We start from the raw sequence: 15,765 nt of genomic DNA on the forward strand, positions 1-15,765 counted from the left end.
TGGTTAAGCTGTGACGCTAACAGGCTCAGGCCCATTCAGCCAGCACGCTAGTGAGCAGCGCTGCGCTGCCCCCACCACAAGCCAAACAAGATCAGGCCACCGCCACAGGCGTGCGCCCAGGTGACTTGCTCGTCCAGCAGCCACACGGCCAACACGGCGGTGAACACGGGCATCAGGTAGTTGAACACTGCCGCTGTGTTGGCACCGAGCACGCGCACGCCTTGGTTCCAACCAAAATACGCCAGCAACGAGGCAAACACGGCGGTGTAGGCAATGCCGGCCAGATTACCCACGGTGAGGGCAAAACCGCCTACCTGCTGCCACTCCCACCAATACAAGGGCAACAAGGGCGGCGCACCAATCAATACCAGCGCCGCCAATAACAGCATGGGGCTAAAGCCTTGCAGGTGCGCTGCCCAGCGCTTGAGCAATACGCTGTACAAGCCCCAATCCAGCACAGCGAGCAACATCAACACATCACCCTGATTGAATTGCAGCGCCCATAAACGTTGCCAACTGCCGGCGCTGATTAACCACAGCAAGCCCAGCAAAGCCACCAGCGTGCCCAACACGTTGCGCCGCGTCGGCCAGCTATTGAGCAGCCAGCCGCTCAAGGCAAACACCGCCACCGGCAAGGTGGTGTTGACGAGGGTGATATTGATCGCGGTGGTGGATACCGCCGCGTGATACAGAATGGTGTTAAAGGTGCTGATGCCCAACACGCCCAGCACCACTAAGCGCCAGCCACCTTGGCGCAACCGCGCACGTTCGCGCCACAAAAGCGGTGCGGTCAGCGGGATCAAGATTAGAAAAGCCCCCGCCCAGCGCCAAAACGACATCGCCATGGGTGGCACACTGCCTGCCAGCGCGCGCGCCACCAAGGCATTACCGGCCCAACTTAAAATCGCCAGCAATAGCCACAGCGCCGCACGGTGCTGCGGCGTCAACCCAAGGGGCACGGGGTTATTGGCCTAACGGCAAGACACGGTATTGCGGCGGTAGTTGTTGCTGGCCACTGATGGTGACATTGAGGTTTTTCAGATGACCATCTTTGATGCCATAGATAAAACCGTGGATCGACAGCGACTGCCCACGATGCCACGCGTTTTGCACAATGCTGGTGTGACTAACGTGCGCCACCTGATGGATCACGTTGAGTTCGCACAGGCGATCAACTTGTGCTTCTTCATCAGGCAGATTTTTTAGCTCATCGGTGTGCTCGTAATACACATCGCGAATATTGCGCAGCCAGCAATCGATCAAGCCCAGTTGGCGGTTTTTCATCGCGGCCCGCACACCACCGCAACCGTAGTGGCCGGTGACCATGATGTGTTTGACCTTGAGCACTTCGACGGCAAACTGAATCACCGACAGGCAGTTGATGTCCGTGTGCAGGACCACGTTGGCAACGTTGCGGTGTACAAACAGCTCGCCTGGCAGCAAGCCAACAATTTCATTGGCCGGTACCCGCGAGTCGGAGCAGCCAATCCATAAATACTCTGGCGCTTGCTGGCGAGAGAGCTTTTCAAAAAACTGCGGATCCTCTTCCTTGATCGCTTCGGCCCAACGAAGGTTGTTGTCGAACAGCTCCTGCAGGTCACTCATAGTCTCGCTCCGCCTCAAATTGCCGCCACATTTTGCCGCCCACTCTAGGCAGCTGCTGCGGCTCTGACAAGCCGCAGCAGCGCGAAGTCACACCCGACGCTTACGACGCCACCACCATAGCAGCAACAGCACCACCAGCAACGGCACGCCAAGGGTCACACTCCACTGTAGCGCACCGGCATTACGCAGCAGGCTGGTAGGGTTAAAACTGGCGTGACGAATCATGCGCAGCTCATTGGCCGCGTCATCGTCGGCAATATCCGCCAAGCCATCGCCATTGCTATCGGGCAGCCCGCGAACATGATCAAGCAGCGCTTGCCACTCTTTGTATTCCTGCACACCAGCCCGCTTGGCATCGGCATCAATCAGTGCCGCTTTGACGTCAGCCAGGGGCTGCCCTTGCGCATCTTTGGGCACCACACTGAGTAGCCCCTTGGAGATATCAGGAATCAACCAGGTAAAACTGCCCACGTAGGTGGTGGCGCCAATGCTGTACAACTGCGTATTGGCCGCGCTCAAGTCCAGCGCTTGATAGCCTTGTTGCGGGTTGCCCAGCCACACCTCTTCGACCCGATCAAACGGCACGCGATACGGGTTATAGGTGAACTTAAGGCCGGACAGGCGCGGGTAGTAACTGTCGTCGCGCATTTGATAGGCCACGAGCAGCACTTCCAGCACGCTCTTGATTTCCTGCGCGCTGACGTAGGCTTTCATCAGAGGGTAACCCGGCGCATCGTCGGTCTCGCCAATGCCCAGCGGCGCAATGCGGAATAGATCCGAGACACTTTGCACGCCGTGCGCCCCCTGCATCACATCATCGCGAATGGTGCCGTTACCGGTGAAGGCGATATCGCTCTGCGTGGCGTGGCGAATGGCGTCGGTGACCAAGTTGCCCAGCAACTGATCATCGTAGGCACGGGTTAAGGTGCGCGGTGTTTGCGCTAACGCTTGCTCAAACTGGTAGCCCTTAGGCGCCAACATCTGCTCGGTAACCACTTGCTTGAACTGCTCAACGTCGGCCGTGACAGCCGCCTTACCGGCCAACTTGTCGTTGATCGGGTGCAAGGTGTACGCCTGCACTTGCGGCCCGTTGTCGGTCAGGCGCATGCGCAGCTCGCCCAAGTGCTGAATCTCTGAACCGGCTTGCATCACCGGCGTTTTGCCATTCACCAAAATCGGCCGCGGCAGCGCCGTGTGCGAATGCCCGCCGACCACGATATCGATCCCCGGCACCTGTTCAACCAGCTCCACTTCTTCGCCACGCCAACTGCCATTGGCCTCCTGCTTAACCCCCATGTGCGAGAGCAGAATCACCACGTCGACTTTTTCCACTTCGCGCAGTTGCTGCACCATGGCGCGCGCCACTTCCACCGGCTTGGCAAAGCTCAAAGGCTTGGTCATAGGGCTGACCTGTACCGCCCCTTCGCCGAGCAAACCGAACAGACCAAAACGAATACCACCGCGCTCCAGCACCTTGTACGGCTTGATCAAGCCGGCATCGTAGTGTGCTTTTAAGCGGTCATCGTCGGGGCTTGCCGGATCAAAGCGCATGTTGCTGGAGAGTAACTGCGGCAGGCGATCACCCTGCGCTTTCGCCGCCGCGCTGATCATCGTCGCTAAGCCTTGAGGGCGAAAATCGAACTCGTGATTGCCCAGCACGGCAGCGTCGTAGCCCAGCTCCGCCATCAAGCGCAGCTCGCCACCGAGATCACGGGTAACCGTGTGAAACAGCGTGCCCATGGTGAAGTCGCCGCCATCCAGCAGCAGCACCGGCTCATCACCCATCGCCGCGCGGCGCTCATCGAGTAAGGTTGCCAAGCGCGCGACCCCGCCGACGGTGCTGTCATCGTTGACTGTCGCAGGGGTGAACTCATTATTCGGGCCAAAGCCCAACAAGCGCGACTGCCAATCGTTGGTGTGCAAAATGGTGAAGGTTTTATCGGCGGCGTGCAGCGTAGCGGCCAGTGGTAAACACAGGCTTAGACACAGCGCAGAGAGTGCAGGCAGGCGCATGGGCGATCCTTGTTATAAGAATAAAGCGCCAGTGTACTCAGTGATGCCGCGCGCTGCGCTAGGTAATTCGGTCAGCGCGGGTGGCAAATTCGGCCAAGTGTTGCTGGCCTGCTCTCAGTCGTCGAGCAAGGTGTAGGCCATGACCAAGGCGTCTTCGCGGCCATCCGCGGCGGGGTAATAATCGCGCCGGCGACCAATCTCATTAAAGCCAAAGCGCTCGTACAAACGGTAGGCCGGTGCGTTGGATTCGCGCACTTCGAGATAACAGGTCAGACACTCTTGCGCCTGGGCGCGCGCCATCAGGTGCTCTAACAGTTTCAAGCCAAGGCCCTGGCCTTGGTTCTCGGGCTTGACGGTGATGTTGAGCAAGTGCGCCTCATCCAGCACACGATTGATCACCCCGTGACCAATTTGCTGTGCGCCTAAAAACATCAGCCAGCCTTCGTAGCCGGTTTTTAGGCAGTCGGCAAAGATGCCACGTGTCCAGGGGTGGGAGAACGCCGCAAACTCAATGGCCACCACTGCATCTAAATCCGCCGCAGTCATCGGGCGGAAACTCAGGCCATCGGTCATTACGCGTGTTCCGTGTGAAAGGTCGATAACGCCGCCCAAGTGGCGCGTTTCAGATCGCTGTTACCCAGTAGCTGTTCAAGCTCTGGCAGGCATAACGCCGGCACCGCCAGAATGCTACCAACGCTTAAGTCGTGCACCGGCGCATCCCCGCCCTGCACACAGGCTAGACGCGGGGCTGCACCGATCAACCACAGCCGCGTTAAGGGCTGCCCCAAATGGCGCGACTCGGTAAGGATGGTCAAATAATCACGGGCGGCGCCGGCATCGCGCGGCAAGTTGCCTTGCTTATCCAGCGGCCAATGTACGGTCTCACGATCCCAGTGCGGGGCACTCGCCCCGACGGCCAACAGCAAATCGTTCAACAAGCGATAGGCCGGATCGCGCTGCCCCAAGGGCTCGCCCAGCGGCAAACTAAGCCAAACTCCCAAATCACCACAGCGAGCAAACTGCACAGTAAAACGCGGGTTAGTCGCACTCGCGGTTTGCGCTTGAGCCGAGACAGCGCCTGAACCAGCCGGACTGCTAACCGGCTCAATCAAGGCTTGCGCGTCCAGCTCGCCACTCGCGCTGACCGCAGGTTTAGTCGAGGGTGTTGCCACCACAGGTGCCGCTGACGTGGGCGCCACTGCAGATGGCTTGGCTGATGTGGCAGGCGCAGGGCTTTGTAACTCTTGGCGCACGGCGGCCAACGGGTTAGCACTCGCCTTGGCTGCTGACGCCGCAGGCGTCGTAGCCGATGCGGCTGATTCAGCCGACTCAGCCGTCGATGACGCAGAGGACACAGAAGGCGCAGCCGGCTTGCGCGCGGCTGAGGTAGCCGGCTCAGCCGTGCTGGCCAGCGCCAGCAAGTCAGCTGACGATGGGGCCGCACCCGGAATTACCCCGCGCGGCACCCAACTGGCAATCTGCATGGCCTCAAGGTAGGCCAAACGCTGCGCTTGCTGCATGGTTAAACGTCTGCACCTTGCGGGTGGGCTTTTTCCATGCCGGACTGCATCAGGTTGAGCGCATTGATATAGGCCTTGGCTGACGCCACGACGATGTCGGTGTCGGCACCATTACCATTCACAATGCGCCCGCCTTTCTCCAAACGCACCGTCACTTCGCCTTGCGAGTCGGTGCCTTGGGTGATGGCGTTGACCGAATACAGCTGCAACGTAGCACCGCTGTTGACCAGCGACTCAATCGCGCGGAAGGAGGCATCCACCGGGCCGCTACCTTCGGCATCGGCCTTGCTTTCGTGGCCGTCCACACTCAGCACGATGTGCGCGTGCGGTACTTCGCCGGTTTTTGAGGCCACCTCCAGATAGGCCAGCTTGAAGTGTTCTTCAACCTCGGCCAGCGTGTCAGAAACCAGCGCTTGCAAATCTTCATCGAAGATTTCGTGCTTTTTATCGGCCAGCTCTTTGAAGCGCGCGAAGGCGGCGTTCAATTCAGCTTCACCGGCCAGCTGAATACCAAGCTCTTCAAGGCGCGTGCGGAAAGCGTTACGCCCGGAATGCTTGCCCATGACCATTTTATTGGTGTGCCAGCCGACATCCTGCGCACTCATGATCTCGTAGGTTTCACGGTGCTTGAGTACGCCGTCTTGGTGAATGCCCGACTCATGCGCAAAAGCGTTGGCGCCGACGATGGCCTTGTTCGGCTGCACAGGGAAGCCGGTTATACCGCTGACCAAGCGCGAGGTACTGAGGATATGCGGGGTGTCGATATTGGTGTGCACGTTGAGCAAGTCTTTGCGCGTCTTGATCGCCATGACCACTTCTTCCAACGAGGCATTACCCGCGCGCTCGCCCAAGCCATTGATGGTGCATTCGATCTGCCGCGCACCAGCGACCACCGCCGCCAACGAGTTGGCCACCGCGAGGCCTAAGTCGTTATGGCAGTGCACCGAGAACACCGCCTTATCGGCGTTGGGGATGCGCGCTAAGAGCTGCGCCATGGTCTCGGCGTATTGATGCGGAATCGCGTAGCCGACGGTGTCTGGAATATTGATCGTGGTCGCGCCCGCATCGATAGCGGCTTCAATGATGCGACAGAGAAAATCCAGCTCGCTGCGGCCGGCGTCTTCGCAGGAGAACTCGACGTTATCGGTATGACTGCGCGCGCGCTTGACCGCATGAATCGCTTGGGCAATCACCTGATCAGGCTGCATGCGCAGCTTGTACTGCATGTGAATCGGGCTGGTGGCGATAAAGGTGTGAATGCGCCCGGAGTTGGCGTTTTTCAGCGCTTCGGCGGCACGATCGATATCGGCATCCACGGCGCGAGCCAGCGAGCAAATGGTGCTGTCTTTGATGGTGTCAGCAATCGCCTTGACTGCCTCAAAGTCGCCGGGACTGGCAATCGCAAAGCCGGCTTCGATCACGTCCACGCGCATACGCTCTAGGGCTTTGGCAATGCGCAGCTTTTCTTCCTTGGTCATGGAAGCGCCGGGGCTTTGCTCACCATCACGCAGGGTGGTATCAAAAATAATGACGCGATCGCTGCTCATAGAAGCTCCTCACAGGGCAGGCCTTGCAGCCTGACAAATTGTTATAAACCGATTGTCGCGTGAAATGCCCCACGGGTGAAGCCTGATCTACGCCGCGCCGCCAAGACAGCGACTAAAAGCAAAACGGCTCCACCGAGGGAGCCGTTTGCGTGCGACAGGCCGTTAATCAGAACTGATCCCACGGCAAATCACGAGTGCCTTCTTTAATACGCGTGGGCAAGCCCATGGTATCGAGCAAGGCGAGGAACGGCTTGGCCGGCAGCTGTTCAACGTTTTGCATCTGCTGGGCATCCCACTCGCCACGCGCAACCAACAGCGCCGCGGCAACCGGCGGCACGCCCGCGGTGTAGGAAATCCCTTGGCTCGCTGTTTCAGCATACGCCTCGGCATGATCGGCCACGTTGTAGACCAACAGCTCACGCGGCTGGCCGTCTTTTTGCCCTTTGATCACATCACCAATGCAGGTTTTGCCGCTGTAGGTGGGCGCTAACGAGGCCGGATCCGGCAGCACCGCTTTCACCACTTTCAAAGGCACCACGCTTAAGCCTTCAGCGGTGGTAACCGGCTTTTCAGACAACAGACCGAGGTTTTTCAGCACCGTAAACACGTTGATGTAGTGCTCGCCAAAGCCCATCCAGAAACGCACATTGGGCACGTTGAGGTGCTTGGACAACGAATGCACTTCGTCGTGACCGGTCAGGTACAGGCTTTGCTCGCCCACCACGGGCAAGTCATCGGTACGCTTGACCTCAAACATGCTGTTGGGCGTCCACTGGCTGTTCTGCCAGCTCCATACCGTGCCGGTGAACTCGCGGAAGTTAATTTCCGGGTCAAAATTGGTCGCAAAATATTTACCGTGCGAACCGGCATTCACATCGAGGATGTCGATCGACTCGATGCTGTCAAAATGTTCTTGCTGAGCCAACGCGGCATAGGCGTTGACGACACCCGGATCAAAGCCCACGCCCAAAATGGCGGTGATGCCTTTGTCTTTGCATTCATCCAGATGCTTCCACTCGTAGTTGGCATACCACGGCGGGGTTTCACAAATCTTGCTCGGGTCTTCATGGATGGCGGTGTCGAGGTAAGCCGCACCGGTATCGATGCAAGCGCGCAGCACTGACATGTTCAAGAAGGCGGAGCCAACGTTAATCACGATCTGCGATTGAGTCTCACGGATCAGCGCACTGGTCGCGGCAATATCCAGCGCATCCAAGGCATACGCCTTGATTTCGCCCGGCTGCTTGAGGCTGCCTTTGGCGTTGATACTGTCGATGATGGCCTGGCACTTGGAGATGTTACGCGACGCGATAGCAATACGACCGAGTTCGTCGTTGTGCTGCGCGCACTTATGGGCCACCACCTTGGCGACACCTCCGGCACCAATGATAAGAACGTTCTTCTTCATTTATCTCCCCTGCTGTCAGCGTTAAGACAGGCTGGACAGGTAGTCATTAAAGGTAAATTCACGCACCACTTCGACTGTGCCGTCGAGCTGACGCACTGCAATGGCCGGCATTTTTACGCCGTTAAACCAATTCTTTTTCACCATGGTGTAACCCGCCGCATCAATAAACGACAGGCGATCACCAATGGCCAACGGGCGATCAAAATTGAACTCGCCAAAAATATCGCCCGCCAAGCACGACTTACCGCACACCATATAGCGGTGCTCGCCCTCGCACGGCGCCATCTTGGCGTCTTGGCGGTAAATCAACAGGTCCAGCATGTGCGCTTCGATGGAGCTATCCACCACGGCCAGATGCTTGCCATTGTAGAGGGTGTCGAGCACGGTCACTTCCAGCGAGCTACTCAGGGTGATGGCCGCTTCGCCTGGCTCCAAGTACACCTGCACGCCGTACTGCTCGGAGAACTGTTTTAAGCGTGCACAAAACTGATCGACCGGATAATCGTCGCCGGTAAAGTGAATACCGCCGCCCAAACTCACCCAGCTGACTTTATGCAGCAGATGGCCAAAGCGTTGTTCGATGGTGCCGAGCATTTGGTCAAACAAAGCGAAATCGCCGTTCTCACAATTATTGTGGAACATGAAGCCTGAGACCTTCTCGATCACTGCTTCGATCTTGCTGGCATCCCACTCGCCCAAGCGACTGTATGGCCGCGCCGGGTCGGCAATGATGAACTCGGAGCTGGACACCTGCGGGTTCACCCGCAAACCGCGAATCTTATCGGCGGTGGCGGCTTCGTAACGCTCTAGCTGGCCAATGGTGTTGAAGATGATCTTGTCGCAGTTCTCGACCATTTCGTCGATTTCATCGTCGGCCCACGCCACGCTGTAGGCATGGGTCTCGCCGGCAAACTTCTGGCGCCCCAACTTCAACTCAAACAACGAGCTGGACGTGGTGCCGTCCATGTACTCCTGCATCAGGTCAAACACCGACCACGTGGCAAAGCACTTCAGCGCCAGCAAGGCTTTAGCACCGGATTGTTCGCGCACGTAACGGATCTTTTCCAAGTTGCGCAAAAGCTTTTGCTTATCGATGAGGTAGTAAGGCGTTTTGATCATGACGGTACCCTGTTCGGCCAACCGGTCCGGCCCTGACAGGCCATAAAAAATGAAAGGGGCGAATTGTGCCTATCTCAGCGCAGATGCGTAAGCCTCTTTTCGCTCTTTACGCAGCAAATCGACTGTTTTCGGCGTCTATTTGACCAAGGGCATTCTGCGCAAGACATTGCACTACCCTACCGACTTGCGGCTGAGGATAAAAAACCTAAGTGACAAAATGCACAACGCCCACCATGGCAATGGTAGGCGTTGAAGATCACGCAGCGACGGGTTGCGACGAGCGCAACCGGCTGCACACTCAGTTAATCGGCGTGGCCGTCATATTGGCGCTGATATCGGCGTTTTGCAGCTTCACCCCGTACATGGACGTCACCGCACCACCGGTTGGGTGAACGTGCTGCACACGATCAATGTTGATCTCTTTAAAGTGCACCCGGCCATTGACCGCAAAACCCAGCGGGTCGGGGTTCACGTATTGGCCGGTGGTTTTGTTCTTCACCTTGGTCGGTGCCACGTCGAGGTTTAAATCGACGTTAAAGCCATAGGCGTTGGTGCCGTTAGTACCGCCGGTGTTATTGCCGCCGTTGGCCGTCGAGGCATTGCCGTCGGCGGTGTGCAAGTTATCCACCACCAACTGACTGCCCGTGCCATTACCGCCACTGCGACTGGTTTCCCAGATGATCTGATTGCGCTTCTCATCGCCGACGACAACGTTGGCTGTGGAGCTAGCGCCCTTGACCCAGACGTTTTTCAGCTTAGCGGTAATGCCTTCATTGCCACGATCTTCCCAGCGCCCGCCGCTGGCCGAACACGTGCCAGGATTGGTGCCGGTGCCGCCGACACACAGCGCCCCCGCGCCGCCCGAGCTAACCGCCAATGTCGAGCCAAGCTCATAACGCTTGAGCACCAAACGCCCCAAACTGGTGCCGGTGGTTTTGTTACCCCAGCGCACGTCGTTCACATCCAGTTTGGACCAGTACTCACCTTTATTGAGCTCGATGCCATTGTTGGTCACGTCCACCGAGCCATTACGAAAATGCATCTCATAGTTAGTGCCCGACAACCACAAGCCCTTGCCAGTCTCATCCACCGTTAACGCCGCACGCGCATCGGTGATAAACAAATCAGCGTTGTAACGCACACCATTGCCGCTGGAGCCACCGGCCAATAAGGTGAAGTGGCCGTTTAAGGTGAAGTCATACGCGGGGAAGATTTCCGCCAATACTAGAAGCTCGGTACCGCCTTGCAGCGGCGCGGTGGGCGAGCCCACGCGCAAGCCATCAAAGCTGTAGCTGCCGACCACGTTATTCAAGCCAATCCGCAAACCGTCAAAGTGACCGTTGTAATTACCTTTGCTGGGATCGGTATTGCCACTGGTGCCGGCATAGCAACCACTGCTAACACCGCCCGTGCCGCAACCTTTGGTTAAGTCCAAGGTAAAGGTGCCGGTGCCGTTGGTTTTAAGACCGCTAAACCACATGCTATTGCCGTTGTCGGTCACTACCGCCGAGCTATTGGCCATGTTCCACGACACATCGGCCGTTACCCCTTGCGCCGCTGACGTGGTGGCACCGCCTGGGCGTAATTTGAGCCAGTTTTTCAGGGAGCCCTGATCAACAAAGTTCAAATCCAAACCTAAGCTGCCGAGCTTCTGATTGGTGGGATTACCCATGATCAAACCACCGAAGGTGGTGTTCAAATTAAGATCGGCAAACGCCAGCTGCGCGTAAGGGCCACGCGCATCGCTGGCCAAATCCAAGGTAATCCCGCTGTTACTGATGATGGTGCCGGAGAAGTTCTCCGCGCGCAGAATGCCAGTATCTTGGTACTGGAACAGGCTGTTGCTGAAGCTGATATTGGGCTTGATCCGCAGTCCATCACCGCTGGCACCGCCACCGGCGATGCGAATACTGCCGCCTAGGCTTAAGTCCATGCTCAAGCTACCAAAGCTGCGCGTGGCATTAGGGTCACGGGTATCGGGCGTAGACGGGGTAACGGCGGTGGCAGGGTCGTTCTGCGCCAAATCCATGCGGATACCGTTGATTTGCCCGACAAAACGCGACGTACCCAAGTTGAGCTGTATTTCGCTACCGCTGCCACCGTTGATCACGTCGATATAGGCCGCATTGAGGTAAGCATCCAAGCTCACCCCATCAACAATCAGATCATGGCCATTATCGCGGTAATACAAGGTCGCACTGGTCAAGCTTAAACGGCTGCCATCCAAGTCAATGCCGCTCACCCCACTGGAGCCGCCGCCTTTGACTTTCAGCGTCGAGCCTAAGGTGTAAAACGCATTCACCGCACCAAAGCTATTACTGCTACCGGCCATGGTGATACTCGCCACGCTGGCTTTCTTGGCGGTGGATTGGCTTTGCATCACAACACGACCGTCGACCACATCCACGGTGCGCGTGGTCGTGGTTTGACTGCCAGCACGCGGGTCGCTACCGACACTGACGTTATTCAAGTTCAGACTTTGGCCATCTTGGCTGTAGCTGATCTTGCTCGCCGTTACACCCGAGGACACCGTCTCAAGGCTGATCCCCGCCTGACCACTGACATCAGCCAGCGCGTCATCATCCAACGCCTGCATGGCCAAGGCACTGTTAGCCATCAGCACGGAAATCGTCAGTATCGTTTTACGCATGCTCATAGCCCTTTAGTTTTTCGGGAAGATCAGCACGTTGCCCTGCACTCTCACCGTACCGTCGATCTGGCCGGAGAAAATATTGGTCTGCTGAAAGCTTGGCGCGTAGGTCTTGTTGTTTTGCCAGCCGCCTTGGTTGGCGACCGCCACACTGAAGGTAGTATTTTTAAACTTCATCTCGTTCGGCAGGCCCAGCTCCAGCACGTCTTGATTGAACGCCGCACCATCACCACCGAAACCGCTATTAATCAGGCGGGTACGAAGGGTTAAGCCTTCAAAGCTGAAGATACCCTTGATGTTATCCAGTACGAACCAGCCGCCGTTGGCCTCACTGCGAATACCCAAGCGCAAACCACACACCTCGATTTGCCCATTACGCCCGCAGCTGCGTTGATCGGCCGTCCATTGCGCCTGATTAGCCGTGGTCGGAGTTGACCAAAGCACCCCGCCGTTTTTGTTAACGCTGAACTCACCGGATAAGTACACGCCGCCTTGGCCTTCAACTTGGCTTAAGCCTTCATCATCCAAGGCCTGCATTTCCGCCCATACCGGCAACGCCGCGCAGGCCAAGGCTATCGCGCATAGCTTAGAGATCATGGCTGGATACCTTTAAGTAGTTAAAGCTCAGGCCAGAGATTTCATTGCGACCGAAGTTATAGCCGCCGGTGGGCACCGCCGTCGCCGAGGCGCGGGTGCCGCCAAAGTTCAGGTTATCGATCAAAATATTGGTACGTGGCGCATTGGCATAGAAGTCGGCAGCGACTTGGTTGCGCGTGGTGCTGTTGCTGATGCCGGCCACAGGGTTAGGCAGCTCTAAAACAAATTGGCCGTTGGACGTGACGTCAAACAACAAAGGCTGCGACTTGCCATAACCTAACGCGTACTGGGCGTAGGTATTGGTGAAATAAATCGTGCGCGCGGCCTGCTCTTGCGCACTCGTGCAGCCCGATGTGCCGGTGGCACACGAGAGAATCTCTAGGGTTTTGGCGTATAGATTAATCCGCGCCTCGCCGACTAACTGTTGCCGCGCGGTATCGCCCCACAAGCGCAGATAGGAGCCATCCATGGTCAGCTCGGTGAAATCCATATTGATCACATCGGTACGACTGCCGGTGACGTTAAAGTCAAAACGCACCCCGGCATCGACCTTCTCGGTACTGCGCATGGAGCAGTTATTGCCCGCTGCAGCAAAACCAGACACACACGCCTGGCCGCCCGCACCAAAAATCTTCGACGGCGCGGCAAAACTCAGCACCGACAGATTGGTCGGCAAGGTTTGCACCAACTGGCCGTCATCGCGGAAGGTTTTGAGGTTCTCGCCTTTGACTAAGTCCAGCGTCCACGGGTAGCTCAGGCGCCCGATATCCACCGGATTAAGGTTGCTGCCCTTATTACTACCCGTTGCGCCGACATACAGCTCTTTCACCGAGATCGGTACGTTCTGCCCCGTCGAGTTGGTGATGTCATTGATGGTGATGGTGGCGTTGGTGCCGTCGTACAAAAAATCCTCAATCACCAGACCAAAGCCTGCGCCAGTGACACTGGCGAGGGACTCGTCATCCAGTGCTTTGAGTTCGGCCTGAGCCCACAGCGGCAGCATTAACAGCACTGCCAACGATGTTCGTTTCTGCATCATTAACACCCTTTGGTTGGTGTACCGAGGCAAGTATCCACACGCGGGATACCTTCAAACGCTTCTTGAAAGCTGGTGCGAATTGCCGCGCTACCATCAGCATTGCGCGGCAAATTCATAAAAGCTCCAGCTAAGGCTTGCACAAACTGACTGGTGTCTTGCTGATCACGCCACTGCACATTTTGCGTCTGCATCGACAAAAACACCCCTTTGGCTGCATCGGTAAACAACTGACTATTGGGGTCCAGCTTGCCGACGGGGAATGAGCCGTAATTAGTCAAAGGGAAGCAGGTCCCCGTACCTAACAAGGCACAGTTGCTCGATGAAAACAGCCCTAACAAAAAGTTATCGAAGCCCGAACCCGCTGGAATACTCAGCTTTTGCCCATCAACCATACCGATATACTGGGCACGAACCGGGTCTGGATCACCACCGGGATTGGTGACCAGTTGCGCAGCGGCCGAGAAGTCACTGTTAGCGTAAGCACCGCCGACGATGCCTTTGGCGCCATGACAAATCAGGTCGTACCAGGCGCAGCTAATCTGCGAAGCCAAATAACTGCCCTTACCGTAAATATCCACCGCCACGTTGCCGGTAATACGCTTGATATCGCCAGACAAGTGGCCCTTGGCCTCACCAAACCCCATGCGCACACCCACAACCTTGCTGCCGGAGTAGGCGATCTCAAGATAAGGATCTTTGATCTTGAACGGAGTAATCGCGCCGGTGGCATCATTCACCGAGCCCAACGCAAAGTTATCAATCGCAATATCAGCGGTGCCTGCGGCCTCACCTGAGCGCGAGTAATTTCCCAACTCGAGCTTTTTGATATTGAGCTGCGTATCGACATCCAAACCCAAGTTCAAGCGGGTAAAGGTCAGTCCGTTGTGACTGTCCGTGGTCAAATTCATAAACGCCTGCCCCGTCACCTCCGACAACTTGTCATCTGACAAGGCCACTAGCTCTGCCTGCGCAGACACACATGCACCCAGCAAAACACCAGTAACAACGGACAACAGGGCTGATTTCTTCACTTGGCCACCACTAACATCGGTCAAAGTTTGTTCACCCTGCCACGTTAACGGTCTACAACCTCGCTGACAGCCAACCCTAGGTAGGGCACACCCAATGACCCGCCCCCTCACACCAAAACAGCGCCGGCGAGTGTTACCGCACACCGCGAAGGCGTAACACTTCAACAACCACCCTGTGCCGAGCTGCCGTTGGAGGCACCAAAGCAGGTATCCGCACGGGGGATGCCATTAAGCGCTTGACCAAAATCCAGCTGAATCGGCGCTTTGAGCTGGCCATTGGCATCTAGGTACTTAGGCAAGTTCATAAACGCGCCGACGATCGCATTGACATCCGGCTGACCGCTGCTGCCTTTCCAGGTCACTGCTTCGGTTTGCATAGAGATGAACATGTCGCGCACCGCGCCATCCATGCCGCCACGGGTGAGGTCGCCCACCGGTAACGTTTGGAATTGATTGAGGCCAAAACAGGTCGCGATACCGAGAATGGCGCAATTTTGCGATGAAAACCCGCCTAACAAAGCATCCGTCCAGCCGCCAGCACAGCCGCTCACACACTCCATGCCACTGCCATTGCGAATACCTGAGTGCGTGGCCCGTACCGGATCAACCGCGCCATTGGGCGACACCAGCTCTGCATTGGCCTCAATCACGCTAGAGCGGTACACCCCTGCCAAAAAGAGAAGAAACCGTTGCCCCGCATCCGCCTTGTCATAGATGGCTTGCGCTGTCCCTTTGATGAACACCGGCACATTGCCGGTCAAACGATTGATCTCGCCCGAGAGCTGGCCTTTGGCCTCGCCAAAGCCTACTCGCACACCGATCATCTTGCTGCCGCGATAAGCCACTTCGAGGTAAGGATCTTTAATGCGAAACGGATTTATCTCGCCCGTGGCATCGTTGACGGTACCGAGGGCGAAGGCATTGATGTCCAAGTCGGCGGTATTCGCCGACTCGCCATTGCGCTCATACAAGCCCAACTGCAACTTACGGGTGTTCATTTGGGTCTCGATATCCAGCCCAAAATTGATGCGAGTAAAGTCGGTGCCGCCAGCTGAGTGCGTGCTGAGATTAATAAACGCCTGTCCGTGCACATCAGACAGCTCGTCATCCACCAGCTCGGTCATCGCCGCATAAGAGGGGCTGGTCAGCAGCGTCGCAGATAACAGCGAGACACAACTAAGCGCGAAAAAGCGGGCACGCAGGGGCAACATAAGCAGTTCCTATTGTTGTTCTTGT

Annotated in this window: 13 protein-coding genes; all 13 read right to left on the bottom strand. The window is 57.0% G+C overall.

What is annotated here, in order from left to right:
* Nucleotides 1-47 precede the first annotated feature (47 nt).
* Entirely contained in the window at nucleotides 48-959 is a 912-nt protein-coding gene (locus MKI83_RS12050; protein WP_241586566.1) for a DMT family transporter, read from the bottom strand.
* Between the two features lie 4 nt (nucleotides 960-963).
* Complete coding sequence (can, locus tag MKI83_RS12055) at nucleotides 964-1,605, bottom strand: carbonate dehydratase (protein ID WP_241586568.1); 642 nt, start codon at nucleotides 1,603-1,605, stop codon at nucleotides 964-966.
* A gap of 87 nt (nucleotides 1,606-1,692) precedes the next feature.
* Entirely contained in the window at nucleotides 1,693-3,618 is a 1,926-nt protein-coding gene (locus tag MKI83_RS12060; protein ID WP_241586570.1) for a bifunctional metallophosphatase/5'-nucleotidase, read from the bottom strand.
* A gap of 114 nt (nucleotides 3,619-3,732) precedes the next feature.
* Entirely contained in the window at nucleotides 3,733-4,191 is a 459-nt protein-coding gene (gene rimI / locus MKI83_RS12065; RefSeq protein WP_241586580.1) for a ribosomal protein S18-alanine N-acetyltransferase, read from the bottom strand.
* Nucleotides 4,191-5,138 (bottom strand): hypothetical protein, encoded by a 948-nt coding sequence (locus MKI83_RS12070; protein ID WP_241586590.1) that lies wholly within the window; start codon nucleotides 5,136-5,138, stop codon nucleotides 4,191-4,193. The genes rimI and MKI83_RS12070 overlap by 1 nt, the downstream gene beginning before the upstream one ends.
* A gap of 2 nt (nucleotides 5,139-5,140) precedes the next feature.
* Entirely contained in the window at nucleotides 5,141-6,685 is a 1,545-nt protein-coding gene (locus MKI83_RS12075; protein ID WP_241586592.1) for a 2-isopropylmalate synthase, read from the bottom strand.
* Between the two features lie 166 nt (nucleotides 6,686-6,851).
* A complete protein-coding gene (locus tag MKI83_RS12080; protein ID WP_241586594.1) occupies nucleotides 6,852-8,093 on the bottom strand; it encodes a saccharopine dehydrogenase family protein in 1,242 nt (413 codons plus the stop codon).
* Between the two features lie 21 nt (nucleotides 8,094-8,114).
* Nucleotides 8,115-9,212, bottom strand: coding sequence for a carboxynorspermidine decarboxylase (locus tag MKI83_RS12085; protein ID WP_241586596.1), 1,098 nt, complete (start codon nucleotides 9,210-9,212; stop codon nucleotides 8,115-8,117).
* A 298-nt stretch (nucleotides 9,213-9,510) separates the two neighbouring features.
* Nucleotides 9,511-11,862, bottom strand: a complete 2,352-nt coding sequence (locus MKI83_RS12090; protein ID WP_241586598.1) for a DUF6160 family protein — start codon at nucleotides 11,860-11,862, stop codon at nucleotides 9,511-9,513.
* Between the two features lie 12 nt (nucleotides 11,863-11,874).
* Nucleotides 11,875-12,459 carry a DUF6160 family protein gene (locus MKI83_RS12095; protein WP_241586600.1) on the bottom strand — a complete coding sequence of 195 codons (585 nt, stop codon included), beginning with the start codon at nucleotides 12,457-12,459 and terminating at the stop codon, nucleotides 11,875-11,877.
* A complete protein-coding gene (locus MKI83_RS12100; protein WP_241586602.1) occupies nucleotides 12,449-13,495 on the bottom strand; it encodes a DUF6160 family protein in 1,047 nt (348 codons plus the stop codon). The genes MKI83_RS12095 and MKI83_RS12100 overlap by 11 nt, the downstream gene beginning before the upstream one ends.
* 2 nt (nucleotides 13,496-13,497) lie before the next feature.
* Nucleotides 13,498-14,475 carry a hypothetical protein gene (locus tag MKI83_RS12105; RefSeq protein ID WP_241586604.1) on the bottom strand — a complete coding sequence of 326 codons (978 nt, stop codon included), beginning with the start codon at nucleotides 14,473-14,475 and terminating at the stop codon, nucleotides 13,498-13,500.
* Between the two features lie 215 nt (nucleotides 14,476-14,690).
* Nucleotides 14,691-15,740: a hypothetical protein gene (locus MKI83_RS12110; RefSeq protein WP_241586607.1), complete on the bottom strand. Its 1,050-nt coding sequence runs from the start codon at nucleotides 15,738-15,740 to the stop codon at nucleotides 14,691-14,693.
* Between the last annotated feature and the right edge of the window lie 25 nt (nucleotides 15,741-15,765).

This window comes from Atopomonas sediminilitoris, assembly GCF_022601735.1.
Taxonomy (GTDB): Bacteria; Pseudomonadota; Gammaproteobacteria; order Pseudomonadales; family Pseudomonadaceae; genus Atopomonas; species Atopomonas sediminilitoris.

Excerpts from the sequence above, each read along its gene's own strand:
- can (WP_241586568.1), bottom strand. The coding sequence starts at position 1,605 with ATGAGTGACCTGCAGGAGCTGTTCGACAACAACCTTCGTTGGGCCGAA.
- MKI83_RS12060 (WP_241586570.1), bottom strand. The coding sequence starts at position 3,618 with ATGCGCCTGCCTGCACTCTCTGCGCTGTGTCTAAGCCTGTGTTTACCA.
- rimI (WP_241586580.1), bottom strand. The coding sequence starts at position 4,191 with ATGACCGATGGCCTGAGTTTCCGCCCGATGACTGCGGCGGATTTAGAT.
- MKI83_RS12070 (WP_241586590.1), bottom strand. The coding sequence starts at position 5,138 with ATGCAGCAAGCGCAGCGTTTGGCCTACCTTGAGGCCATGCAGATTGCC.
- MKI83_RS12075 (WP_241586592.1), bottom strand. The coding sequence starts at position 6,685 with ATGAGCAGCGATCGCGTCATTATTTTTGATACCACCCTGCGTGATGGT.
- MKI83_RS12080 (WP_241586594.1), bottom strand. The coding sequence starts at position 8,093 with ATGAAGAAGAACGTTCTTATCATTGGTGCCGGAGGTGTCGCCAAGGTG.
- MKI83_RS12085 (WP_241586596.1), bottom strand. The coding sequence starts at position 9,212 with ATGATCAAAACGCCTTACTACCTCATCGATAAGCAAAAGCTTTTGCGC.
- MKI83_RS12090 (WP_241586598.1), bottom strand. The coding sequence starts at position 11,862 with ATGCGTAAAACGATACTGACGATTTCCGTGCTGATGGCTAACAGTGCC.
- MKI83_RS12095 (WP_241586600.1), bottom strand. The coding sequence starts at position 12,459 with ATGATCTCTAAGCTATGCGCGATAGCCTTGGCCTGCGCGGCGTTGCCG.
- MKI83_RS12100 (WP_241586602.1), bottom strand. The coding sequence starts at position 13,495 with ATGCAGAAACGAACATCGTTGGCAGTGCTGTTAATGCTGCCGCTGTGG.
- MKI83_RS12110 (WP_241586607.1), bottom strand. The coding sequence starts at position 15,740 with ATGTTGCCCCTGCGTGCCCGCTTTTTCGCGCTTAGTTGTGTCTCGCTG.